At 53.6% G+C, this 21,723-nt stretch carries 20 protein-coding genes and 1 tRNA gene; 8 read left to right on the forward strand and 13 right to left on the reverse strand.

Features of this window, described 5'->3' with window-relative positions; translation table 11 throughout:
* Nucleotides 1–149 precede the first annotated feature (149 nt).
* The gene (locus I9W95_RS11435) at nt 150–1,073 is read right to left on the reverse strand and encodes an AEC family transporter (RefSeq protein ID WP_225674962.1); all 924 of its coding nucleotides are present in this window, start codon (nt 1,071–1,073) and stop codon (nt 150–152) included.
* A 168-nt stretch (nt 1,074–1,241) separates the two neighbouring features.
* Here I9W95_RS11435 and I9W95_RS11440 point away from each other — a divergent pair, with 168 nt between their 5' ends.
* Nucleotides 1,242–1,667: a MerR family transcriptional regulator gene (locus tag I9W95_RS11440; protein ID WP_225674964.1), complete on the forward strand. Its 426-nt coding sequence runs from the start codon at nt 1,242–1,244 to the stop codon at nt 1,665–1,667.
* 349 nt (nt 1,668–2,016) lie between these two features.
* Here I9W95_RS11440 and I9W95_RS11445 read toward each other — a convergent pair.
* The 5 genes from I9W95_RS11445 to rpsU all read right to left on the reverse strand — a co-directional run bounded on the left by I9W95_RS11445 (nt 2,017) and on the right by rpsU (nt 7,108).
* Nucleotides 2,017–2,093: transfer RNA gene (locus tag I9W95_RS11445), tRNA-Ile, on the reverse strand.
* Between the two features lie 161 nt (nt 2,094–2,254).
* Nucleotides 2,255–4,093, reverse strand: a complete 1,839-nt coding sequence (rpoD, locus tag I9W95_RS11450; RefSeq protein ID WP_225674966.1) for an RNA polymerase sigma factor RpoD — start codon at nt 4,091–4,093, stop codon at nt 2,255–2,257.
* A 327-nt stretch (nt 4,094–4,420) separates the two neighbouring features.
* A complete protein-coding gene (gene dnaG, locus I9W95_RS11455) occupies nt 4,421–6,280 on the reverse strand; it encodes a DNA primase (RefSeq protein ID WP_225674968.1) in 1,860 nt (619 codons plus the stop codon).
* Between the two features lie 139 nt (nt 6,281–6,419).
* Nucleotides 6,420–6,866 carry a GatB/YqeY domain-containing protein gene (locus I9W95_RS11460; protein WP_225674970.1) on the reverse strand — a complete coding sequence of 149 codons (447 nt, stop codon included), beginning with the start codon at nt 6,864–6,866 and terminating at the stop codon, nt 6,420–6,422.
* 26 nt (nt 6,867–6,892) lie between these two features.
* Complete coding sequence (rpsU, locus tag I9W95_RS11465; protein WP_068441605.1) at nt 6,893–7,108, reverse strand: 30S ribosomal protein S21; 216 nt, start codon at nt 7,106–7,108, stop codon at nt 6,893–6,895.
* Nucleotides 7,109–7,341: 233 nt separating this feature from the next.
* Here rpsU and tsaD point away from each other — a divergent pair, with 233 nt between their 5' ends.
* The 3 genes from tsaD to folK are packed head-to-tail and all read left to right on the forward strand — an operon-like array spanning nt 7,342 to nt 9,255.
* Nucleotides 7,342–8,391: a tRNA (adenosine(37)-N6)-threonylcarbamoyltransferase complex transferase subunit TsaD gene (gene tsaD / locus I9W95_RS11470; RefSeq protein WP_225674972.1), complete on the forward strand. Its 1,050-nt coding sequence runs from the start codon at nt 7,342–7,344 to the stop codon at nt 8,389–8,391.
* On the forward strand, nt 8,384–8,755 hold the full coding sequence (gene folB / locus I9W95_RS11475; protein ID WP_225674974.1) for a dihydroneopterin aldolase: 372 nt from the start codon (nt 8,384–8,386) through the stop codon (nt 8,753–8,755). The genes tsaD and folB overlap by 8 nt, the downstream gene beginning before the upstream one ends.
* The gene (gene folK, locus I9W95_RS11480) at nt 8,755–9,255 is read left to right on the forward strand and encodes a 2-amino-4-hydroxy-6-hydroxymethyldihydropteridine diphosphokinase (protein ID WP_225674976.1); all 501 of its coding nucleotides are present in this window, start codon (nt 8,755–8,757) and stop codon (nt 9,253–9,255) included. Before folB ends, folK begins: the two co-directional genes overlap by 1 nt.
* Here the strand turns inward: folK and I9W95_RS11485 are convergent.
* Together I9W95_RS11485 and traF are read right to left on the reverse strand one after the other, a co-directional pair.
* The gene (locus tag I9W95_RS11485; protein WP_225674978.1) at nt 9,233–10,474 is read right to left on the reverse strand and encodes a multifunctional CCA addition/repair protein; all 1,242 of its coding nucleotides are present in this window, start codon (nt 10,472–10,474) and stop codon (nt 9,233–9,235) included. The two genes, folK and I9W95_RS11485, sit on opposite strands and share 23 nt — an antisense overlap.
* Nucleotides 10,475–10,570: 96 nt before the next feature.
* Entirely contained in the window at nt 10,571–12,154 is a 1,584-nt protein-coding gene (traF, locus tag I9W95_RS11490; protein WP_225674980.1) for a conjugal transfer protein TraF, read from the reverse strand.
* A gap of 206 nt (nt 12,155–12,360) precedes the next feature.
* Between traF and I9W95_RS18410 the strand changes: the two genes are divergently transcribed.
* The 4 genes from I9W95_RS18410 (at nt 12,361) to I9W95_RS11505 (ending at nt 15,429) form a co-directional block, all read left to right on the forward strand.
* Nucleotides 12,361–12,486, forward strand: coding sequence for a hypothetical protein (locus tag I9W95_RS18410; RefSeq protein ID WP_263866185.1), 126 nt, complete (start codon nt 12,361–12,363; stop codon nt 12,484–12,486).
* Between the two features lie 93 nt (nt 12,487–12,579).
* The gene (locus I9W95_RS11495) at nt 12,580–13,491 is read left to right on the forward strand and encodes a DMT family transporter (protein ID WP_225674982.1); all 912 of its coding nucleotides are present in this window, start codon (nt 12,580–12,582) and stop codon (nt 13,489–13,491) included.
* A gap of 118 nt (nt 13,492–13,609) precedes the next feature.
* Nucleotides 13,610–14,215 carry an LPP20 family lipoprotein gene (locus I9W95_RS11500; RefSeq protein WP_225674984.1) on the forward strand — a complete coding sequence of 202 codons (606 nt, stop codon included), beginning with the start codon at nt 13,610–13,612 and terminating at the stop codon, nt 14,213–14,215.
* Between the two features lie 17 nt (nt 14,216–14,232).
* Nucleotides 14,233–15,429 carry a flagellar assembly protein FlgT gene (locus I9W95_RS11505; protein WP_225674987.1) on the forward strand — a complete coding sequence of 399 codons (1,197 nt, stop codon included), beginning with the start codon at nt 14,233–14,235 and terminating at the stop codon, nt 15,427–15,429.
* 79 nt (nt 15,430–15,508) lie between these two features.
* Here the strand turns inward: I9W95_RS11505 and I9W95_RS11510 are convergent, their stop codons facing one another.
* The 5 genes from I9W95_RS11510 to I9W95_RS11530 form a co-directional block, all read right to left on the reverse strand.
* Nucleotides 15,509–17,035, reverse strand: coding sequence for a SpoVR family protein (locus I9W95_RS11510; protein ID WP_225674988.1), 1,527 nt, complete (start codon nt 17,033–17,035; stop codon nt 15,509–15,511).
* A complete protein-coding gene (locus tag I9W95_RS11515) occupies nt 17,032–18,312 on the reverse strand; it encodes a YeaH/YhbH family protein (RefSeq protein WP_225674990.1) in 1,281 nt (426 codons plus the stop codon). The genes I9W95_RS11510 and I9W95_RS11515 overlap by 4 nt, the downstream gene beginning before the upstream one ends.
* 51 nt (nt 18,313–18,363) lie before the next feature.
* A complete protein-coding gene (locus I9W95_RS11520; RefSeq protein WP_225674992.1) occupies nt 18,364–20,286 on the reverse strand; it encodes a PrkA family serine protein kinase in 1,923 nt (640 codons plus the stop codon).
* 275 nt (nt 20,287–20,561) lie between these two features.
* Entirely contained in the window at nt 20,562–20,882 is a 321-nt protein-coding gene (glpE, locus tag I9W95_RS11525) for a thiosulfate sulfurtransferase GlpE (RefSeq protein WP_225674994.1), read from the reverse strand.
* On the reverse strand, nt 20,879–21,706 hold the full coding sequence (locus I9W95_RS11530) for a symmetrical bis(5'-nucleosyl)-tetraphosphatase (protein WP_225674996.1): 828 nt from the start codon (nt 21,704–21,706) through the stop codon (nt 20,879–20,881). Before I9W95_RS11530 ends, glpE begins: the two co-directional genes overlap by 4 nt.
* Nucleotides 21,707–21,723 lie beyond the last annotated feature (17 nt).

A 21,723-nucleotide genomic window follows, 5' to 3' on the forward strand; every position in this document is an offset into this window, starting at 1 on the left:
ATCCGACATCCGACCTCCGACCTCCGACCTCCGACCTCCGACATCCGACATCCGACATCCGACATCCGACATCCGACATCCGACATCCGACATCCGACATCCGACATCCGACATCCGACATCCGACGTCAGACGTCAGACGTCAGACGTCTAAAGCACCGCCAGCAACCCCGCCAGCGTCAGTACCGATCCCACCGTCGATAACAGAATGGTGCGGGAAACCACCGACGCTTCATGCTTGTAGAACTCCGCCAGCATATACGGTCCGGTGCCGGTTGGCAGGGCACTGAGCAGCACTGCCGCGCTGGCCCACAGGGTTGGCAACTCAAACACATAGAATGCCAGCAGCCAGGTCAGAGCCGGGTGCACGATCAGTTTGATCAGTACCAGGCTGTTAGCACTACTGGCTCTGCTTGCCTGCTTCTGCGCTAGAAAAGCACCGAGTGAAATTAACGCACAGGGTACGGTGGCGTCGCCCAGTAGCTTGAGCAGTGACCCTGCGACATCGTGTACTCCGAAGCCTGCCAGATTCCAGCCAATACCAATCAGCGGTGATACCACCAGTGGGTTTTTGCTCAGAGCCAGCAGCACTTTCGCCAGTGCTTTAAATACCCCCTGATGGCGGTGCAGGCTGACTTCTACGGCTACCACGGCAATGGCGAATAACAGGCTGACGACAATCAGCGTGGACACCAGTGCCGGCGCCAGACCGTCATCACCGAGCACGAACAGGCATAGCGGAATACCGACGTAACCAGTATTGGCATACGACGCACCCAGCGCATCGAGGCTGGCACTGCTTAGCGGTAGTCCTTGTGCAAGTCGCCACACTAGCGTGAGTCCGTACACCGACAGGGTGGCGAGGGTGAAGGCCATTACAAACCCGGGGTGCCAGATGCTGTGCAGGGGGGCTGTGGCGGTGGACGTAAACAACAGGGCAGGCAGGCACAGCCACACCACCAGTCGATTCAGTTCCGAGGCGGCATGTTCACCCAGGCGCTGAGTACGGCGCAGAGTAAAGCCCAGCAGAATCAGACCGAAAATCGGAGCGAGGGTGGAAAGTATGTATGCCATGGTGGTGCCTGTTTGAGTAGAGCGCCAGCTTAAGGACATGCCAGGCCTGCGGCAATCTGGTTTTAGTCGTAAGCAGACACCGCAGGTGAGAGTTTTGTATTGACCTTAAAGCAAGCTTTAATCTTATTATGGTCTGTCGTTCAGACACAGCAAGCAGAGGTGGCAGATATGAAAATTGGTGAACTGGCAGAAGCAACCGGTCTGGCGGCATCGCGCATTCGTTTTTACGAAAAAATTGGTTTGCTGCGTTCTGTGCATCGGCAATCGAACGGCTACCGCAGCTATCCGCCGGAAGCCGTGACCTTTCTGCAGCTGATTACCAGTGCGCAGCAGGCAGGTTTTACCCTTGATGAGCTGCGCGCGCTATTACCGGCGGATTTATCACAGTGGGATCACGGTTCGCTGGTAGATGCGATGCGCACCAAGCTGGCTGATATAGAAGCGCTGCAGCAGCGCCTGGCCGTCAGTCGGGCGCAACTGCTGGAGGTGTTACATGAAATCGAAAGCAAGCCAGCTGATATGAATTGCGCCGATAACGCCAGAAGAGTGCTGACCCAGTTCGGTATGGGAGATATTAAAAACGATAAAGAATAATTCGCCATTACTCGGTGCAAAAAAAGCCGGCAATGTATGCCGGCTTTTTTACAGGAGAAACACTAAGGGTATTAAGGACGGGTTGTAGTGGTTCAGTGATTCCGGACACCCAGTTAGGTGGTACTCTAGCCATCAAAGCCATCTTTGAGTGATATGTGCGGCAGCCTGCTCAAGTTATCTAGAAACTCAGTATTGGTGAGGCTTGTAAGGCGATATTAATTTCGGTGGAAGGATTGGCGTGCTCAAGTTATCTAGAAACTGAGGCCAAATCTGGCAGAATGCTCAAGTTATCTGGAAATTTGCTCGCCAGGAGCATCACCGCACACACGAATAAAAAGCAGAGAGAAAATGGTGGGCCTGCACGGACTTGAACCGTGGACCAATCGATTATGAGTCGACTGCTCTGACCAACTGAGCTACAGGCCCTTCGCTGCATCCATGAACCGGCTGAGCGTGTATCCGGATGAGAAAAGAATGCTGATCCAATCAGCAGGCAGCATTATAAGCAGCTCACCGGAATAGCGCCACCCCTTTGATTTTGCACAAAAAAGCCCGCACAGGGCGGGCTTTTTTGTGACATCGGACGATTACTCGTCGATGAACGAACGTAGGTGGTCAGAGCGGCTTGGATGACGCAGCTTACGCAGCGCTTTCGCTTCGATCTGACGGATACGTTCACGGGTTACGTCGAACTGCTTGCCTACTTCTTCCAGCGTGTGGTCGGTGTTCATATCGATACCGAAACGCATACGCAGTACTTTGGCTTCACGGGCAGTCAGGCCAGCCAGAACGGAGCGGGTAGCTTCGGTCAGGCCTTCAGCGGTCGCGGTATCCAGCGGCGACTCAGACTGAGTGTCTTCAATGAAATCACCCAGATGCGAATCTTCATCGTCACCGATCGGGGTTTCCATGGAGATTGGCTCTTTGGCAATTTTCAGGACTTTGCGGATTTTGTCTTCCGGCATTTCCATGCGTTCAGCCAGTTCTTCCGGTGTTGGTTCACGACCCATTTCCTGCAGCATCTGACGAGAGATACGATTCAGTTTGTTAATGGTTTCGATCATGTGTACCGGAATACGGATGGTACGCGCCTGGTCAGCAATCGAACGGGTGATTGCCTGACGAATCCACCACGTAGCGTAGGTAGAGAACTTGTAACCACGACGGTATTCGAACTTATCTACCGCTTTCATCAGGCCGATGTTGCCTTCCTGAATCAGATCAAGGAACTGCAGACCACGGTTGGTGTATTTCTTGGCAATGGAGATAACCAGACGCAGGTTCGCCTCAACCATTTCTTTCTTGGCGCGACGAGCGCGGGCTTCACCGATAGAAACGCGACGGTTAACTTCTTTGATTTCCGGAATGCTCAGGCCAACGCGATCTTCAACCGCTTTGATTTTCTTCTGAGCACGGAAAATATCCAGCTTGTAAGTATCCAGCTTGGCGGAATATGGCTTCTTCGCTTCAATCAGTGCTTCGATCCAGTCGTTGCTGACTTCGTTGCCCTGGAAGTATTTGATGAAGTCTTTACGGTCCATGCCACATTTACGTGTCATCATGACCATGATCTGACGTTCCTGAGCACGGATCTGTTCCAGTGCTTCACGAGCGTTGCTCACCAGCTGGTCGAAGTATTTTGGCGTCAGTTTGATCGGCGCAAATACGTCTGCCAGGGCTTGCAGAGCTTCTTCGGTTTTCTTGTGGGCACGGCCATTTTTCGCCAGTGATTTTTCTACAGCGGTATGAGCCGAGGCAATTTCACCAAAGCGACGGACAACTTCAGCGATGTCGATGCCACTGTCTTCGCTTGAAGAGTCGTCATCATCGCTATCGGAGTCATCGTCGTCATCGGAATCGTCGTCGTTATTTGCTTCTGCTTCCGGACCAGACTGTGGACCAGGAGCAGGATCTTCATCAGACGGATCAATAAAACCAGAGAAGATGTCACCGATACGGTTCGGATCTTCCTCTGTGTCGGCAAAGGCCTGCAGAACGGTCTGTACGGCACCAGGGTAGTATGCCAGGGCTGACATAACTTCGCGGATACCTTCTTCAATACGCTTGGCGATAACGATCTCGCCTTCGCGGGTCAGCAGCTCAACGGTACCCATTTCACGCATGTACATACGTACCGGGTCGGTGGTGCGGCCAACGTCAGATTCTACCGATGCCAGGGCAGCAGCTGCTTCTTCTGCGGCAGCGTCGTCAGCGGCATCGTTCATGAACAGGGTTTCGCCATCCGGAGCGAATTCAGATACCGGAATACCGATATCGTTGATCATGCGGATGATGTCTTCTACCTGGTCAGGGTTAGCGATATCGTCTGGCAGGTGGTCGTTAACCTGCGCATAGGTGAGGTAACCCTGTTCCTTACCTTTGGCGATAAGTTCTTTAAGACGGGATTGTTGCGTGTTCGCTGACATAGGGGCCCTGTGTTCCGATTTTTAAAGGCGGAATAAAAACGCCGAAGTATAACTTTTAACCGATCCTTAGGCCATAGTAAGGCCCTGATGTTCCCCGCTTTTTTCAATTTACGGGTGAATCGGCGACTTGCTGTGTCGGTTGAGCAAGGTCAGTTAACGTGTTGAAAAGATCGGTCTGGCGAAGATATGCCCGGGGTATCCGATTCTGGCCGCTTGGCTGAGTCACGTTGGCTTCTGGATTGCTGCAATCAGTTGCCGCTGGTTGGCGGCTTGCCCATTGAATATAGGGGCGAAAGCGCCAATCTCAAGGGCTGGAAAGTTAAATTTTTATGGACGGGCGTAGATTCGCCCGCGTTTTTTCTGAATGCCGTGCAGCTGGCGTTGTTTGTTGCGGTAGTCGGCACGTTCTTCATCGTTGAGTTTGTCACCACGGGCGATGCGTTGGGTGTAGTTCTGAACATCGGCACTGAGTTTACGCGCGTTCATTTGCCGCAGAACTTCGGCGATATCGCTGGCTGACGGCCGGATCTGGCTGTGAGGGTTGTCGGCAATCGCTTTCAGTTCATCCTGATAGGGTGAGCCGGTCCATTGAATCAGTAAGCCGACCGGGCTGCTCTGGGGAGCTTTTTTCAGTTTACGCAGCACTTCCAGTAATAAGCGCTCGTGCTCACTTTCGGCATCAGCGTCCGGTACTTCCAGTTGCTGCGCCAGCTCTGGCTGTTTAACCAGGCTGCTGAGCGCTTTGTGTACCAGGGGCGCCAGGGTGTCGGCAGAGTGATCAATATGCGGGATATTGGGTTCGCTGCTGTCTTCATACAGGTAGTCGGGTTCTGGCTGGCTATCCTCGGCCTGTGGGTATACTGGCTCGGCAATGGCTTCGGGCTGATTTTCCAGTTTTTTCAATGAGGCGCTTTCGGTGCCGATAAGATCCTGCAGTGATTTTTCCATCAGGTTGCGCAGGGTGGTGTTGCGCGGCAGTCGGTTAATCAGTGGTGCAGCCAGCTGATCAAATCGGGCTTTGCCATCGAGTGTGTCGAAGTCGACCTGTTCTTTCAGGTGCTCAAACAGAAATTCCGGCAGGTGTGCGGCTTTGTTCAGACGTTGCTCGAATGCGTCTTTGCCTTCCTGGCGCACCAGAGTATCCGGGTCTTCACCATCCGGCAGGAACAGGAAGCGAGCCTGCAGGCCGTCATCGAGAACCGGCAGTACGGTTTCCATGGCGCGGGCTGCCGCGGTGCGTCCGGCCTGATCGCCATCGAAACAGAAAATCACTTCCGGCACGATTTTGAACAGGCGACGCAGGTGGTGTTCGCTGGTCGCTGTGCCAAGAGTCGCGACGGCATAGTGGATGCCAAACTCGGCCAGAGCAACGACATCCATATAGCCTTCAACGATGACAAAGCGCGTCAGTTTCTGGCGGATTTTTCGCGCTTCGTACAGTCCGTAGAGTTCGCGGCCTTTCTGAAATATCGGTGTTTCCGGTGAGTTCAGGTACTTGGGTTTTTCGTCCCTCAGTACGCGGCCACCAAAGGCGATGTAGCGGCCCCGGGCGTCGCGGATCGGGAACATAATGCGATCGCGGAAGCGGTCGTAGGTGCGACCATCTTCCTTTTCTATCAGCATGCCGCAGGCAATCAGGTTTTTGATGGTTTCTTTATCGCCTTCGCCAGCGAGAAAATTCTGCAGGTTATCCCAGCCCACCGGGGCGTAGCCAATGCCGAAAAACTTTGCGGCTTTGCCCGATAGTCCACGGTTCTTCAGGTAGTCTACGGCTTTACCGCGTTGCTCATGACTGCGCAGCATCTGCTCGAAGTAGAGTCCGGCCTTCTGCATCAGTTCAAACAGTGGCTGATGCTGAATTTCCTGGCGCGCTTCGAAACTGACCTGCTCCCGTGGTACTTCCATACCCGCCTGAGTGGCGAGCTTTTCCACTGCATCGGGGAAGCTCAGGCCGTCAAATTCCATGACGAATTTGAGGGCGCTGCCGGAAGCTCCGCAGCCAAAGCAGTAGTAGAACTGTTTATCGGGGCTGACGGTAAAGGAGGGGGATTTCTCATTATGGAACGGGCAGCAGGCGGAGTAGTTTTTGCCGGTCTTTTTCAGTTTGACGCGACTATCCACCACATCGATTACATCGACGCGGGCAAGAAGGTCATCAATAAAAGACTGTGGAATGCGGCCGGCCATGAAAAAACTACCTGCTTTGTGAATCTAGGCTGTTTCAGTGGCAAGAGGTTACTGCAGCACTGACAAACATTGAAGTCGTATAAACGACAAAAGCGCCAGCCATCAGAGATGGGTGGCGCTTTGTTTGCCTGTAGCAGAATCAGCCCAGTTGAGACTTCACCAGTTGACTGATCTGTGCCATATCGGCACGACCTTGCACTTGTGGTTTCAGGATGCCCATGACTTTGCCCATGTCCTGCATACCAGCAGCACCGGACTGTGCAATCGCATCAGCCACCAGTTTGGCCAACTCTTCTTCGCTCAAGGCTTCTGGCAGGAATTCGTTCAGAACGGAAATTTCGAACTGTTCGACTGCTGCCAGATCATCACGACCCGCTGCCTCATACTGGGCAATGGAATCGCGACGCTGTTTGCTCATCTTATCGAGAATCGCCAGTGCGCGGGCATCATCGATTTCGATACGCTCGTCCACTTCTACGCGTTTGAACTCCGCCGTAATCAGGCGAAGTGCACTCAGTCGCTCTTTTTCTTTGGCTCGCATTGCTGCTTTCACAGCATCCTTTACGGTCGCTACCAGAGTTGTCATGCGCTGACTTCCCGATTCAGGTCTGATTAGTACAGACGAGTCATTTTACGCTGTTCGCGCTGTACCTTTTTCAGGTGACGCTTAACAGCGGCAGCAGCTTTACGCTTGCGAACCCAGGTTGGCTTTTCGTAGTGCTCACGACGACGTACTTCAGACAGTACACCGGCTTTTTCACAAGAACGCTTGAAGCGACGCAGTGCAACGTCAAACGGTTCGTTTTCTTTAACTTTTACAGCTGGCATCCAATCACCTACGTGTTTAGTCAATTCGTTTAATGGGGAAACCACAGGCCCCAGTTAGAGGGCGGGCATTCTATAGTCTTTAATCCCGGATTGCAAAGAGTAGTTTGCCGCGCCGATTTTGCCACCGACTGTCATAGCTGCCAGCCCAGTCATGGGGCGGGCTCGGGGAATTGTGGCTGGCGATTGACCGGGTGCGGCAGTATCATTGCCGACCTTAGTGAGTGGGGGATTTTATGCGAGTTCTGGGTCTGGAAACATCCTGTGACGAAACAGGCATTGCACTGTACGACAGCGAAAAAGGGCTGTTGGCGCACCGGGTTTATTCACAGATTGCGCTGCATGCCGAATACGGCGGTGTGGTGCCGGAACTGGCCTCCCGTGATCATGTCCGTAAGGCGCAGCCACTGATTAATGAAGTGATGGCTGAAGCGGGTATGACACTGTCTGATCTCGACGGTATTGCTTATACCTGCGGTCCGGGTCTGGTCGGCGCACTGCTGGTCGGTGCCTGTTTAGGTCGCAGTCTGGCATGGGCGCTGGATATTCCGGCGCTCGGTGTGCATCACATGGAAGGGCACTTGCTGGCGCCGATGCTGGAAGATAATCCTCCTGAGTTTCCTTTTATTGCACTGCTGGTGTCTGGCGGTCATACCCAACTGGTGCAGGTCGACGGTATTGGCCGTTACAGCCTGCTGGGTGAGTCGCTGGATGATGCTGCCGGCGAGGCATTCGATAAGGCCGCCAAAATGATGGGGCTGCCGTACCCGGGTGGCCCGGCGCTGAGCAAACTGGCAGACAGTGGCGACGACAGCCGCTTTAAATTCCCCCGGCCGATGACCGATCGCCCGGGGCTGGACTTCAGCTTCAGCGGTCTTAAAACCTTTACCCGCACCACGATTCTTGGCTGTGCTGTTGACGGTGTTCTTGCCGAGCAGGATAAAGCCGATATCGCCGCCGGCTTTCAGGCGGCAGTGGTCGATACGCTGGCCATTAAATGTAAGCGTGCCATGAAAGAAACCGGCATTAACCGTCTGATCATTGCTGGTGGTGTCGGTGCCAATAAGCGTCTGCGTGAAAAGCTGCGCCAGACTGCCGAAAGCCTGAAAGGCGCTGTGTATTACCCACGTCCTGAGCTGTGCACTGACAACGGTGCGATGATTGCCTATGCCGGAACCCAGCGTCTGCTGGCCGGTGAGCGCGCTGAGCTGGCGGTGAGTGTGGTTCCTCGCTGGCCAATGACTGAACTGGCGCCGGTTGAACGGGTGGACCGTAGTCATGGATAAGGTGTTTATTCGCGGGCTGAAAGTCGATGCGGTTATTGGTGTTTATGACTGGGAAAAACAGGTTCGCCAGCCACTGGTGTTTGATCTGGAAATGGCCTGGGATATCCGCATGGCGGCGGCTACCGATGATCTGATGCATGCGCTCAACTATCAGGCAGTTACTGAGTTCATTGAGCAATTTGTACGCGAGCAGCATTTCCAGCTGCTGGAATCATTGCTCGAGCGTCTGGCGGCGGCGTTGCGTAAAGAGTTTGGTATGCCATGGCTGAGTATCCGCGTAGAGAAGCCTGCGGTTGTGCCTCAGGCGCGGGCGGTTGGCTTGTATATTGAACGTGGCGAGCTGCCGGTCGGGGGCGCGCGCTGATGGCCAGAGTGTTTCTCGGGCTGGGCTCTAATATTGAGGCCGAAGTGAATCTGCGTGCTGGTATTGAGCGCCTGCAACGTGACGTTACGCTGGTGGCGGAGTCGCCCTGGTACCGTTCACCTGCGGTTGGCTTTGACGGCCCGGATTTCGTCAATCTGGTGCTGGAAGTGTCTTTTGATGGTGGCGTTGGTGAGCTGAATCAGCGCCTTAAGCGCATTGAAACTGAGTTTGGTCGTGCCGCCGATGCGGTGAAGTTTTCTTCGCGGGCGCTGGATATCGATATTCTGTTGTTCAATGATCTGTGCGGCGAACACGATGGCCTGCAGTTACCGCGAGATGATATTCGCCGCTTTGCTTTTGTTATTCAGCCGCTGCTGGACATCAGCCCGCAGGCTATTGACCCGCAGAACGGGCAGACGCTCAGCCGTTACCTGAATGATGTTCAGGATCAGCCATTAACGCTGATCACCGCGCCACTCAGTCAGCGCTCGGCTGGCTGACGGACTTTTTCCATTGTTGCAGGTGTTCGCCACGTGCCTGATCCAGACCGGAGCGAATCTCGGCGCCGTGTAATCCCTGTGCGATCATCTGCTGAGCCGTAATGGTCGCTGCTTCCTGCAGAGCCTGGCGGCAGTAGTCTGCCTGTGGGTAAGCCTGATCTTCAAAACCGGTGCGTCCTCTGGCATCGGCTTCACAGACCAGCAAAAACTGTTCAAAGCGCTCTGGTTTACGCCAGGCGTCAGCCTTGTTGAACAGCTTAACCAGCGTCTCACCGCGCAGTTCAAACGCCCGATGAACGTGAGTGTGAAACTCACTGCTCAGCAGTGCCAGGTCGCAACAGTCGTTGGGGGTTTTCAGGCGTTTTTGCAAATGTTTCAGTGGCTTAATGCCTTTCATCTCGTGGGCGATATGGCGTGGCCAGTCGCTCTGCGGGGTCAGAGCCTTGCCCAGATCGTGGGTCAGTGCAGCCCAGCGTACGGGAATATCGTCAGACAGTGCTGCCGAGGCCGTCAGTGACATCAGGGCATGCACGCCGGTGTCGATCTCCGGATGGTATTTTTCTGGCTGAGGAATGCCGAATAAGGCATCCAGCTCTGGCATCCAGATTTGTAGTGCACCGCAGTCGCGCAGTACCTGAAAGTAGACGTGCGGTGTCTTTTCTCCGAGCGCACGGCGGGTTTCGGTCCATACTCGTTCGGCCACCAGATGATCGAGTTCACCGTCACTAACCATTTGCGTCATTAACTGCATGGTTTCGGCGGCAACGGTAAAGCCCTGTGGTGCGAAACGTGCAGCAAAGCGGGCGACGCGCAGCACGCGCAAGGGGTCTTCACTGAAGGCAGGGGACACGTGCCGCAGAATGCGTTGTTCAATATCCTGCTGGCCACCGTAAGGGTCGATAATCTGGCCGTCATCGTCCTGTGCCATGGCATTGATGGTCAGGTCACGGCGCAGCAGATCTTCTTCCAGCGTGATATCCGGGCTGAACTGGCAGTCGAAGCCCTGATAACCCTTGCCAGACTTGCGTTCGGTGCGCGCCAACGCGTGCTCTTCATGGGTTTGCGGGTGCAGAAAAACCGGGAAATCGGCACCGACTTGCTCATAACCGCGGCTTAGCAGTTCTTCCGGCGTAGCACCTACGACTACCCAGTCGCGGTCTTTGATACTGATGTTGAGCAAGGCGTCGCGCACTGCGCCGCCGACAAGATAAATCTGCATGTCCGGTTTTCTGAACCTCTTGTTTCGTTCAGGAGTTGAGCATAAAAAAAGCCGCTGAAGTCAGCGGCTTTTCAGTGTAGCGCGAACGCTCAGGCGTTAGAAATAGAAGCCTGTTTCCAGTGCAACGCCGGCTTCGGATTCCGGGTTGTCGATATTGGCCATGGCTGCGATGTCGAAGTGAACACCGAACGGAGACAGACCCAGACCAACAGACACGATGTCTGAACCAGAGTTGCTCAGGTTGGTACGGTAGCCAGCGCGCAGCTGCACGGTACCAAATACATCGAATTCAGCACCGAATGCCAGGAACTGAGTGGCGCTTTCGAAAGCAATCGGATCGTTTTCCATCAGATCCAGATCGATTGCCGCATTCACCCAGTCGCCATCGTAAGCCAGACCTGCACGGAACTGCGGCTCCAGGGATACGCTGCCACCATCAATGGTGTAAGGTAGACCGTTCGGGTTACCGTTGGAATCCTTAGGCGTTACGGTTACATCGGCGTAGTCAAATTCGCCACCCAGCAGGTTTTTACCAACAACCCCAACAATCCATTTCTTCTCACCGCCGAAGCGCCATGAGGCACCGATATCGAGGTTGACGTTGGAGTAGTCTTCTTTGGAGTCTTCCAGATCGTCTTCTTCAACGTCTTCAAAGCCATCGACTTCATCAGCGTAGTGGTAAGTGGTGATCATCTGCAGTTTTGGTGTGATACCAATGGCAACCGCTTCGCCGGCGATATCGAATTCGCGCGAGAATGACACGCCGACGTCGGCGATAGCAACGGCCACAATCTCTGCAGTAGAGCTCAGGTTGGCGTTGCTGGCGGCGTCGCTCAGTTCGCCGTTGTCAAAAATTACAGTACCGTCACCACTGGTGTATGAGTAATCCTGCAGGTCTTCAACGGCAAGTTTCAGTGCTGCAACTTCACTGGGCAAAACGTTATTATCAGCGGTGGCGCTATCGATCTCAGAGGTCACGTTTTCGGCTGCATCAATATAACCTTGCGCCGCCGGCACGTAGCTGTTGAGCAGGTCGAGATCGCTGTCGGCGAAGTTAACTCGTCCGGAAATGTTGGCGCTGCCGGAAACACTTACTGCCGCTGCAAATTTCTTGCTCGGAATGGCCAGCGCACCACCAACACCCAGTCGTGCACTCAGTGGGCTGCCGGAAATGTTACCCAGCGATTCGGTCAGATCGGTAATGGAGCTCTGCGTCAGGTCCAGGTCACCGTCTACCAGAGTCAGTGCAGCTTTCAGGTTATCGTTAGCGGTTTTGATTTGAGCTGCGTTGCCGCTGTTGATTGCGGTTTCAAGCTGACTGATACGGGTGGTCAGAGTATCCAGATTGTTGTCCAGACCATCGGAAATGCCGCTACCTTCAATGGCGTCCTCGAATGCCGGGAAAATTTCATCCGAAATCAACTGAGCTTCATCGACCAGCTCTTCTTCATCGGAAACGTTGGCACCCAGTTGTGGGAACAGCAGTGCGAAATCATCGTCCTCAGACCCCTGAGACAGTAACGATGGATTGTAGGCCGGCGCGTGCGCGCGAGCGGCACTGGCTACCCCGGTATTACCCATGGCCAGGCCACGGGCATCCATCGGCAGAAATGGTGCGGCCAGCGCAGCCTGAGAGGTCAGGGAGGCGATTGCAATCGCCAGTAGTGAACGTTTTGTCATCGGGAAGGTCCTGTATAAGTGAGCATCCATCGACACCTTCAGCGATCGTTACCAGGTCAGGGCAAAACGGTGCTGGCAGAGGGCGTCATAGTCCGTAGGTAATGATAGTCACAACAAACAAAGATTGCCTATCGAAAGAGGCCGTAATATGCTCAATTTGCTGTGAAGTTTTGTTTCAACTCAAAAACAGACGGAAACCGACTCTGATGAAGGTCATGAATCTGCAATCCATTATTGCCAAGCTGATGATGCCAGTGCGCGCCTGCGCAGTGGTGATGCGTCGTGCGCGTGCATTGCAGATATTGCGGCTGATCAGCAGGAGAAACCGGTAGTTCCGGACATCACCCAAGAGAAGGCCGCTTTCGCGGCCTTTTTTGTGGCTGCGATTTGCTGGCTGTTTATGCACCGCACCCGGAGAAGCGGATATGCCATTAATCATTGCCTACATTGGGGTGGTCCTGATCTGGTCCACGACCCCTATTGCCATTCAGTTCAGTCTTGATTCACTGGATTTTTTCACCGGCGTCAGTCTGCGTATGTGGATCAGCGCATTGCTGTCTCTGCCGCTGCTGGCCCTGCTGCGTCAGCCGCTGGCGATGAATGCACAGGCGCTGCGCAGCTATGTGGCGGGCAGCGTTGGCGTGTATGGCGCGATGATGGCTGTGTACTGGGGGACGGCTTACATTCCGTCAGGGCTGATTTCAGTGATTTACGGTCTGAGCCCGATGCTGTCCGGGGCGATTGCCTGGTTCTGGCTGGGGGAGCGTGAGCTGACGCCGGCCCGGATCATTGCTTTGCTGATTGCTCTGGCAGGACTGACGCTGGTGGTAACCGGTCGCCTGTCTGTTGATGCGGCGTCCTGGAGAGGCATTACCGGTACATTGCTGTCGGTATTTTTCTTCGCGCTCAGTGCGGTATGGGTTAAGCAGGTGGGGGCCGGGTTGCATCCTATGGTGCAGACCAGTGGTACTTTGTGGGTGTCATCCGTTGCTTACGTCGCGACGATTCCGTTGTTTGGCGTGCACCTGCCTGAACAGTGGTCAATGACATCTGCTGCTGCACTGTCTTATCTGGTGTTGCTGGGTTCTCTGCTGGGCTTTTTATTGTACTTCTACGTGCTTAACAATCTGCCTGCTTCAAGAGTGACACTGATTACACTGGTGGCACCGGTGCTCGCGGTGTTCTGGGGTTTCTGGCTGAAAGGGGAGCGCCTGTCGCTGGCATCGGTGATCGGTGTGCTGGGGTTGATGTCGGGGCTGGCGTTGTACCAGTGGCATAAGGGGCTGGATCGGATATTCAGCCGCGTACGTACAGTGAAAATCCCGACTGAATCCTGATCGCAGTTCGGCCTTCCTTGCCGGGGGCTGAGCTTTATCCTGATTTGCGCTAAATATTTCAGCCGCCCTGCCGACAACGTCGTTAACGAGCAGTTGTCTGAATTTGTAGGAGACAGGTATGAAATGGTCATTCACGGCGGCTTTGGCCGCCAGTTCCGTGCTTCTGATGCAGGGATGTTCCAGTGCATTGATAGAAGAGGACAACCTTGCAGACGAACCTGAAGCCTTTTTTGTTCCGGTAGAGCAGGAGGTCGATCCTATTGCACCTATGGTGCTGCGTGTTGTTGGTTACGGTGCGATGGATACGGATAAGAAAAAGAGCGAAGTACAGCGTCGTCTGATGGCGATTCGTGCCTCGAAAATGGATGCCTATCGCTCAATGGCGGAACGTGTGTATGGCACCTCGGTGCAGGGCAGTACCACGGTGCGCGATATGGTCGTGCAGAATGACCGCTTCCGTTCCTACGTTGAAACCTACATGCATGGCGCACGCGTTGTCTCCAGCGATGTGATGCCGGATGGCAGTGTTGAAACAGTACTGGAAATGACTATTGATCAGGGCTTCCGTAACTGTCTGCAGACCATGGATAACCAGCGCTTCAATGTCGACTGCCGTGCGCCGTTGGGTGGTAGCCGCGAACTGAACAACTTCGCCGCCAGCCAGCGCCAGCGTGTTCAGGGTGAGTCGGGCGTGCCGGAAGGCGGTTTTTACTTTATCGAATAATGCTGCAGGAGGCGGATATGAAAACCTGGCTGCTGATTGGAATGTCGCTGCTGTCACTGACAACGCAGGCGATCACCGTGGAGGTTGTTGGCTCTGCACCGCTGACCAGCTCAGTGTCATACGCGCGCGAGCAGGCGCTGGAAGATGCTATGCGTCAGGCCAGCCTGCGTGCCGGTGCGCAGGTCAGCAGCACTCAGCTGATGGATAAGGGCGTTATTGAACAGGATGATGTGCGCGTGCGCTCTCAGGCCCAGCTGAGTAATGTTCAGGTGTTGTGGGAAGACCAGCTCAATGGTTTGTACCAGGTGTCTATTCGAGCGGATGTAAAACCTGAAGCTATGTGCCCGGCCAGTACCCAGCGCTACCGCAAGTCAGTGGCGATTACCGGATTTGGTCTGGCTAACCCGGCTCAGGCTACGCTGGGACGATTGCAGAATATCGAGCAGGACTTGTCCCGAGTACTGGTTAATACACTCAACGACCGTGGTGCCATTCACGCACTGGATGCCAGTCAGACCAGCCTCTATCAGGACCCGCGTCGGGCACCTTCGGCGGAAACCGCTCAGCAGCGCCTGACCACCTCTGTGGCACTGGCTACACAATTTGGAGCTCAGTATGTGGTGTCTGGTGTGGTGCGGGATCTGGCCATGATTGGCGAGGCTCGGGAGCATGTCGCGCGCCAGAGTGATACACATTGGCTGAGTCTGATGGGATTTGAAGCGGATTCTCAGGCGCGCCGTTTTGTGGTCGATGTATACGTACATGATGGTCTGAGCGGGGCCATGTTATTCCAGCGCAGCTATGCCACTGAAGGTGACTGGGATCGTCGCCGTACAGAAAAAACCGGCTTTGCCACACCACAATTCTGGCAGAGCGGCTACGGTCACGAGGTGCGTGGTCTGCTGGTGGATGTGGTCGATGATGTTGACGAGGTTCTGCGTTGTCAGCCATTTATGGCACGTATCGTTAAAACCCGTGGGCAGAAAGTTCATATCGAAGCACCTGCCGGTGCGGGTATTCGTCCCGGTGATAAATTCCAGGTTTATCGTACCGGCACCTTCTATAACCTCGATCTTGAGCCGCGCACTGAACTGAGCGATATGGCGACCGAAGTCGTGGTTAAACAGGTACAGCCGCAGTTTGTTGTGGCTGAAATGAAGCTGGGTGCAGAGCACTTAGCGGTTCAGCGTGATGATATGGTGATTGCCTGGTAACCGACTCAACAAAGCATCAATAAAAAGCCCCGGCAGATACACGTCTTCCGGGGCTTTTTGTTTTAGTCTCTTAAGTCTCTCAGCTAACCCGGGTATCCGGGCAACTCTGACGTTTAATCAGACGTTCGCCTTTAAAAGTCTCCAGATGAATATCAAAGCCCCACAGCAGATGCAGGTGCTTCATCACTTCGTGCACATCCGACGACAGAGGGGTGTCATTCTGCATGGTATGGCGCAGAGTCAGTGAGCGGTCGTCTTCAATCTCAACGTGAGTTATCTGAATATTCGGCTCCCTTACCGACAGGTCGTACTGGCGAGCCAGCATTTCACGCAGACGGCGATAACCTGCCTCGTTGTGGATTGCCTCCACTTCGTACTGATTTTTTTCGTCGTCATCATAGATGCTGAATAAATGGAATTCACGCATCAGCTTAGGTGACAGAAACTGCTGAATAAAACTCTCATCCTTAAAGTTACGCATGGCAAAGTGCAGAGTTTCCAGCCAGTCACTGCCGGCAATATCCGGGAACCAATCGCGGTCTTCATCGGTTGGCTCTTCACAGATACGCTTGATATCGCGAAACATGTTAAAGCCCAGCGCGTAGGGATTAATACCATTGTAATAGGAGGCATCGTAGCCCGGCTGAAATACCACGTTCGAATGGGATGATAAAAATTCCATCATAAAACCGTCGGTGACCAGACCATCATCGTACAGATGGTTGAGCAACGTATAGTGCCAGAAGGTAGCCCAGCCTTCGTTCATCACCTGGGTCTGGCGTTGTGGATAAAAGTACTGTGATATTTTGCGCACGATGCGGATCAGCTCTCGCTGCCATGGCGCCAGCAGGGGAGCGTTCTTTTCGAGAAAGTAGAGAATGTTTTCCTGTGGTTCTTCCGGAAATTTTCGCCGGCCCTTTTTCTGTGATGCTTCTTTGGGGGAGGCAGGCAGAGTACGCCAGAGGTCGTTTATCTGTTGTTGCAGGATATTCTCCCGTTCTTCCAGCCGGGCTCGTTCTTCAGCCGCAGAAATGGGTTTTGGCCGGCGATAGCGGTCGACTCCAAAATTTTGTAAGGCATGACAGGCATCGAGAATCTGCTCGACTTCCTCCTGGCCATAGCGTTCCTCGCATTGGCGCACGTAGTTTTTAGCAAACAGCAGATAATCAATGATGGAACCAGCATCGGTCCAGGTTCGGAACAGGTAGTTACCCTTGAAGAATGAGTTATGACCGTAGCAGGCATGGGCTATTACCAGAGCCTGCATAGGCATACTGTTTTCTTCCATCAGATAGGCGATGCAGGGATTGGAGTTGATCACAATTTCATAGGCCAGCCCCATCTGACCACGCTGGTAATTTTTCTGCGTTTGCAGAAACTGTTTGCCGTAAGACCAGTGGTTGTAGCCGATTGGCATGCCGACTGATGAATAGGCATCCATCATCTGCTCGGCGGTAATGATCTCAATCTGGTTCGGATAGGTATCCAGTTTGTACAGCGCAGCAATGCGTGCGATTTCGCGGTCGTAGGTTTCCAGCAGCTCAAACGTCCAGTCAGAGCCGGTAGACAGGTAATGCCGTTCCTGCACTTGGTGTGTATCAGTCATACAGCCTCCTGATAACGCTCCTTGGCGAACAGTTCACGGAACACAGGGTAAATATCAGCCGCTGTTCGGATCTGTGACATCGCGAAGTGATGAGGGTATTGCTTCAACAGACCGGTATAAGACTCCCACAGGGCCTGATGCTGATTCGGGGTGATTTCTATGTAGGCAAAGTACTGCACCTGCGGCAGCAGCTGCTGACTCAGTAATTCAGCACACTGAGGGGAGTCGTCATCCCAGTTATCGCCATCGGAAGCCTGGGCGGCATAGATATTCCATTCGTCGCTGTTGTAGCGCTCGGCGATGATGTCCTGCATCATTTTCAGTGCACTGGAAACGATGGTGCCGCCGGTCTCGCGTGAGTAGAAAAATTCCTGCTCGTCGACTTCTTTGGCGCTGGTGTGGTGACGGATAAATACCAGCTCGATATGTTCGTAGGACTTCTGCAGAAACAGATAGAGCAGAATATAAAAGCGCTTGGCAATGTCCTTAATATCCTGAGTCATGGAGCCCGACACATCCATCACACAGAACATAACCGCTTTGCTGCTGGGCATTGGCACTTTTACCTGACTGCGGTAACGCAGGTCGAGGTCGTCGAGAAACGGTACGGTTTTCAGTTTCTTCTCGATTTCTTCAATCTGCAGGCGCAGGCTGATGACCTCTTCACGACTATCTTCCGGCTGTGGATCGAGTGCCGTCAGTGCTGCATTCAGCTCTTTCAGTTTACGTCGCTTGCCGACCGTCATGCCAATACGGCGGGCGTGAGCATTGCGCAGTGATTTGACCACTGACAGGTTGTTTGGCGTACCTTCCGAGACAAAACCGGCGCGGCGGGTTTTGAATTCTTTTGACTGGCTCAGGTTCTTTTTAATCATGTTCGGCAGTGCTAAGTCATCGAACAGATAATTCAGAAACTCTTCCTTGCTGATATAAAACGAAAACTCGTCTTCACCATCCCCCTGATTGCTGGCCTTACCTGAACCACCGCCACCCCCACCGGATTCGGGTTTATCCAGTAAATCACCGGCCTGAAATTCTTTATTACCAGGAAATACCCGATGCTGTTTGCCACCGGGGCCATGGGTGATAATCGGCTCGTGGGTGCTGCGGGTCGGAATGCTGATCTGTTCTCCACGTTCCATATCGGTAATGGAGCGCTTGTTGACTGCGCCGGTGACGGCTTCCTTAATGTGCTTCTGATAGCGGCGTAAAAAGCGCTGACGATTGACCGTGCTCTTATTCTTGCCATTCAGGCGGCGGTCGATAATGTACGACATAGGCTTCCCCTTTCATCAGGCGTGGGCCTGCCCTGAGGCAGGCCCTTGTTATCACTGCGACTTACGTACACGCAGATACCATTCCGACAGCAGTCGTACCTGCTTCTCGGTGTAGCCGCGCTCGATCATGCGATCGACAAAGTCATCGTGTTTCTTCTGATCCTCGGATGAGGATTTGGCCGAGAATGAAATAACCGGCAGCAGGTCTTCGGTATTGGAAAACATTTTCTTCTCAATAACGGAGCGCATTTTTTCGTATGACTGCCAGGATGGGTTGTTGCCGTTGTTGTTGGCCCGGGCACGCAGCACGAAGTTAACGATTTCATTGCGGAAATCTTTCGGATTGCTGATGCCGGCGGCTTTTTCGATTTTCTCCAGTTCTTCGTTAATGGCGACGCGGTCGAACATTTCGCCGGTTTCCGGATCACGGTATTCCTGATCCTGAATCCAGAAATCGGCGTAGGTAACGTAGCGGTCAAAAATGTTCTGGCCGTACTCAGCGTAGGATTCCAGATACGCGGTCTGAATTTCCTTGCCAATAAAGTTCACATATTCCGCTGCCAGGTGCTCCTTCAGGAAATTCAGGTAACGGTCGTGCACTTCGTCCGGATACTGCTCCTGTTCAATTGCCTGTTCCAGAACATACAGCAGGTGTACCGGGTTGGCGGCGACTTCGGTGGAATCAAAGTTGAATACTTTGGACAGAATCTTAAAGGCGAAACGTGTGGATATGCCGTTCATACCTTCATCGACGCCAGCGCTGTCGCGGTATTCCTGCATGGATTTGGCTTTCGGATCGGTGTCTTTCAGATTCTCACCGTTATAGATCCGCATCTTGGAGTAGATGCTGGAATTTTCCGGCACCTTAAGGCGCGACAGTACGGTGAATTTAGCCAGCATGCTCAGGGTGTCGGGTGCACAGTGGGCGGTCGACAGCGAGCTGCCTGCCAGCAGTTTTTCATAGATTTTGACTTCTTCATTAACGCGCAGACAGTAAGGGACTTTGACAATATAAACACGGTCGAGGAACGCCTCGTTGTTTTTATTGTTACGGAACGCCTGCCATTCGGACTCATTCGAGTGTGCCAGAATGATACCTTCGAACGGGATGGCGCCCATACCTTCGGTGCCGTTGTAGTTGCCTTCCTGAGTGGCGGTCAGTAATGGGTGCAGCACCTTGATCGGTGCCTTAAACATTTCGACGAATTCCATCAGGCCCTGGTTGGCTCGACACAGGCCGCCGGAGTATGCATAGGCATCCGGGTCGTCCTGCGAGAAATCTTCCAGTTTGCGGATATCGACCTTACCCACCAGTGAGGAAATATCCTGGTTGTTTTCATCGCCGGGTTCGGTTTTCGCTACACCAATCTGGTCGAGAATGGAGGGGTAGAGTTTAACCACTTCGAACTTACTGATGTCGCCACCGAATTCATGCAAACGCTTAACCGCCCAGGGTGACATCACCCGGCCGAGGTAGCGTTGTGGAATGCCGTAGTCTTCTTCCAGAATCTGAGCATCTTCCGCCGGATCGAATAACCCCAGCGGTGATTCAAATACCGGTGAGCCCTTAATGGCGTAGAAAGGAATTCGCTCCATCAGATGCTTCAGTCGTTCGGCCAGGGAGGATTTACCACCGCCCACAGGACCGAGCAGATACAGAATCTGTTTGCGCTCTTCCAGCCCCTGGGCAGCGTGGCGGAAGTAGGCGACGATGTTTTCAACGGCATCTTCCATACCGTAGAACTCAGAGAATGCGGGGTAACGCTTGATAACTTTATTGGAAAAAATACGACTGAGTCGCAGGTCTTTGGAGGTATCGATCAGTTCCGGCTCACCGATTGCCATCAGCATTCGTTCGGCGGCAGTGGCATAGGCGGTTTTATCTGTCTTACACAGTTCGAGGTAGTCCTGCAGGCTCATGACCTCTTCCTGAGCGGCCTGATACCTGTCTTTATAGCGACTGAATACACTCATAATTCACCTCTCCATTCGCAGGGCGGGTAGTTCTGTTCTTGTTACATAAGTGTCCGTTTAATATCCGATAGTTTGTTCAGTATGGGTCAGTTAACGGCAGCATGGCCAGTCAATAATTGTCAGACAATGGTCTCTGGTGTAAGTGCCGGAAAACTGTCTCTGCAAAAGTACTATGCATTGAGCGTGCCGCCTTTGCCCGGTGATGTTATCCGTTATCAGCATATGCCACTGTTTGTCAGGCACAAAAAAGCCCGCAGTAGCGGGCCTTGTCGGTATCAGCGTTCGGTCAGATCGGGAAACGCCAGTTTCCACAATTCATAACCGCCATCGAGGCTGTAAACTTTTTCATAGCCCTGACCGGCAAAGAATTGTGCCGCTCCCTGACTGGAATTGCCGTGATAACAACACACCAGCAGTGGATCGGCTTTGTCGCAACCTGACAGAAATTCTGCCAGATTGTCGTTATCAACACGGGCTGCACCACTGATGTGGCCTGCACCAAAGCTCATGGCATCACGAATATCGGCAATATTGATTTTGCCGGCTTCCATCAGGGCTTTGGCATCACCAGCGGTAATGCGCTGAAATCCGCTCATTGTTCTGTCTCCTCAGGTTGTGCCGGCACCCGGAACCATTGCTGGTCGTCCAGTCGCAATGCCGACAGTTGTCCACCCCAGACACAACCGGTGTCCAGAGCGTAGACGTTGTCTGTTGTTACCTTGCCTTCCAGCGCGGCCCAGTGGCCGAACAGCAGGCGATTGTTGCAGGCTTTACGACCAGCCACCTCAAACCAGGGCATAAAGCCTTCAGGTGCGGTGCCAACCCCTTCCTTGCTGGTCAGGTCGAGCTGTTGCTCGTCGCCGACAAAGCGCATGCGGGTCAGGTAATTGACGATGGTGCGTAACCTGTCCTGACCTGTCAGTCCTTTCTGCCAGCGGTCTGGCAGGTTGCCATACATAGCGCGGAAAAAATCGGCGCACTGCGGGCTTTGCAGTACGGCTTCCACTTCCTGCGCCAGTCGTCTGGCCTTGCGCACACTCCAGCGCGGCGGAATGCCGGCATGGCTCATGCACCAGTTAATACCTTCATCGAGCTGAACCAGCGGCTGAAAACGCAGCCAGTCGAGCAACTCGTCGCGGTCCGGCGCACTGAGAATGGGCGTCAGGGTGTCATGATGGCGCACTGACTGACCACCGTAGTGAATGGCCAGCAGATGCAGATCATGGTTGCCCAGAACCACTTTGGCATGATGTCCGAGGTCTTTTACAAAGCGCAGTACTTCAAGGGACTGCGGGCCGCGGTTGACCAGATCACCGGCCAGCCACAGTTGATCCTGCGTCGCATCAAACGACACTTTCTGCAGCAGACGCTGCAGCGCTTCGAAACAGCCTTGTATATCGCCAATTGCGTATATTGCCATCTGGTTATCTTTTCGTC

The organism is Thalassolituus marinus (genome assembly GCF_020320395.1).
Classification (GTDB): Bacteria; Pseudomonadota; Gammaproteobacteria; order Pseudomonadales; family Oceanobacteraceae; genus Venatoribacter; species Venatoribacter marinus.

Coding starts and splice junctions, on each gene's coding strand:
- I9W95_RS11435 (WP_225674962.1), bottom strand. CDS start 1,073: ATGGCATACATACTTTCCACCCTCGCTCCGATTTTCGGTCTGATTCTG.
- I9W95_RS11440 (WP_225674964.1), top strand. CDS start 1,242: ATGAAAATTGGTGAACTGGCAGAAGCAACCGGTCTGGCGGCATCGCGC.
- rpoD (WP_225674966.1), bottom strand. CDS start 4,093: ATGTCAGCGAACACGCAACAATCCCGTCTTAAAGAACTTATCGCCAAA.
- dnaG (WP_225674968.1), bottom strand. CDS start 6,280: ATGGCCGGCCGCATTCCACAGTCTTTTATTGATGACCTTCTTGCCCGC.
- I9W95_RS11460 (WP_225674970.1), bottom strand. CDS start 6,866: ATGACAACTCTGGTAGCGACCGTAAAGGATGCTGTGAAAGCAGCAATG.
- rpsU (WP_068441605.1), bottom strand. CDS start 7,108: ATGCCAGCTGTAAAAGTTAAAGAAAACGAACCGTTTGACGTTGCACTG.
- tsaD (WP_225674972.1), top strand. CDS start 7,342: ATGCGAGTTCTGGGTCTGGAAACATCCTGTGACGAAACAGGCATTGCA.
- folB (WP_225674974.1), top strand. CDS start 8,384: ATGGATAAGGTGTTTATTCGCGGGCTGAAAGTCGATGCGGTTATTGGT.
- folK (WP_225674976.1), top strand. CDS start 8,755: ATGGCCAGAGTGTTTCTCGGGCTGGGCTCTAATATTGAGGCCGAAGTG.
- I9W95_RS11485 (WP_225674978.1), bottom strand. CDS start 10,474: ATGCAGATTTATCTTGTCGGCGGCGCAGTGCGCGACGCCTTGCTCAAC.
- traF (WP_225674980.1), bottom strand. CDS start 12,154: ATGACAAAACGTTCACTACTGGCGATTGCAATCGCCTCCCTGACCTCT.
- I9W95_RS18410 (WP_263866185.1), top strand. CDS start 12,361: ATGAAGGTCATGAATCTGCAATCCATTATTGCCAAGCTGATGATGCCA.
- I9W95_RS11495 (WP_225674982.1), top strand. CDS start 12,580: ATGCCATTAATCATTGCCTACATTGGGGTGGTCCTGATCTGGTCCACG.
- I9W95_RS11500 (WP_225674984.1), top strand. CDS start 13,610: ATGAAATGGTCATTCACGGCGGCTTTGGCCGCCAGTTCCGTGCTTCTG.
- I9W95_RS11505 (WP_225674987.1), top strand. CDS start 14,233: ATGAAAACCTGGCTGCTGATTGGAATGTCGCTGCTGTCACTGACAACG.
- I9W95_RS11510 (WP_225674988.1), bottom strand. CDS start 17,035: ATGACTGATACACACCAAGTGCAGGAACGGCATTACCTGTCTACCGGC.
- I9W95_RS11515 (WP_225674990.1), bottom strand. CDS start 18,312: ATGTCGTACATTATCGACCGCCGCCTGAATGGCAAGAATAAGAGCACG.
- I9W95_RS11520 (WP_225674992.1), bottom strand. CDS start 20,286: ATGAGTGTATTCAGTCGCTATAAAGACAGGTATCAGGCCGCTCAGGAA.
- glpE (WP_225674994.1), bottom strand. CDS start 20,882: ATGAGCGGATTTCAGCGCATTACCGCTGGTGATGCCAAAGCCCTGATG.
- I9W95_RS11530 (WP_225674996.1), bottom strand. CDS start 21,706: ATGGCAATATACGCAATTGGCGATATACAAGGCTGTTTCGAAGCGCTG.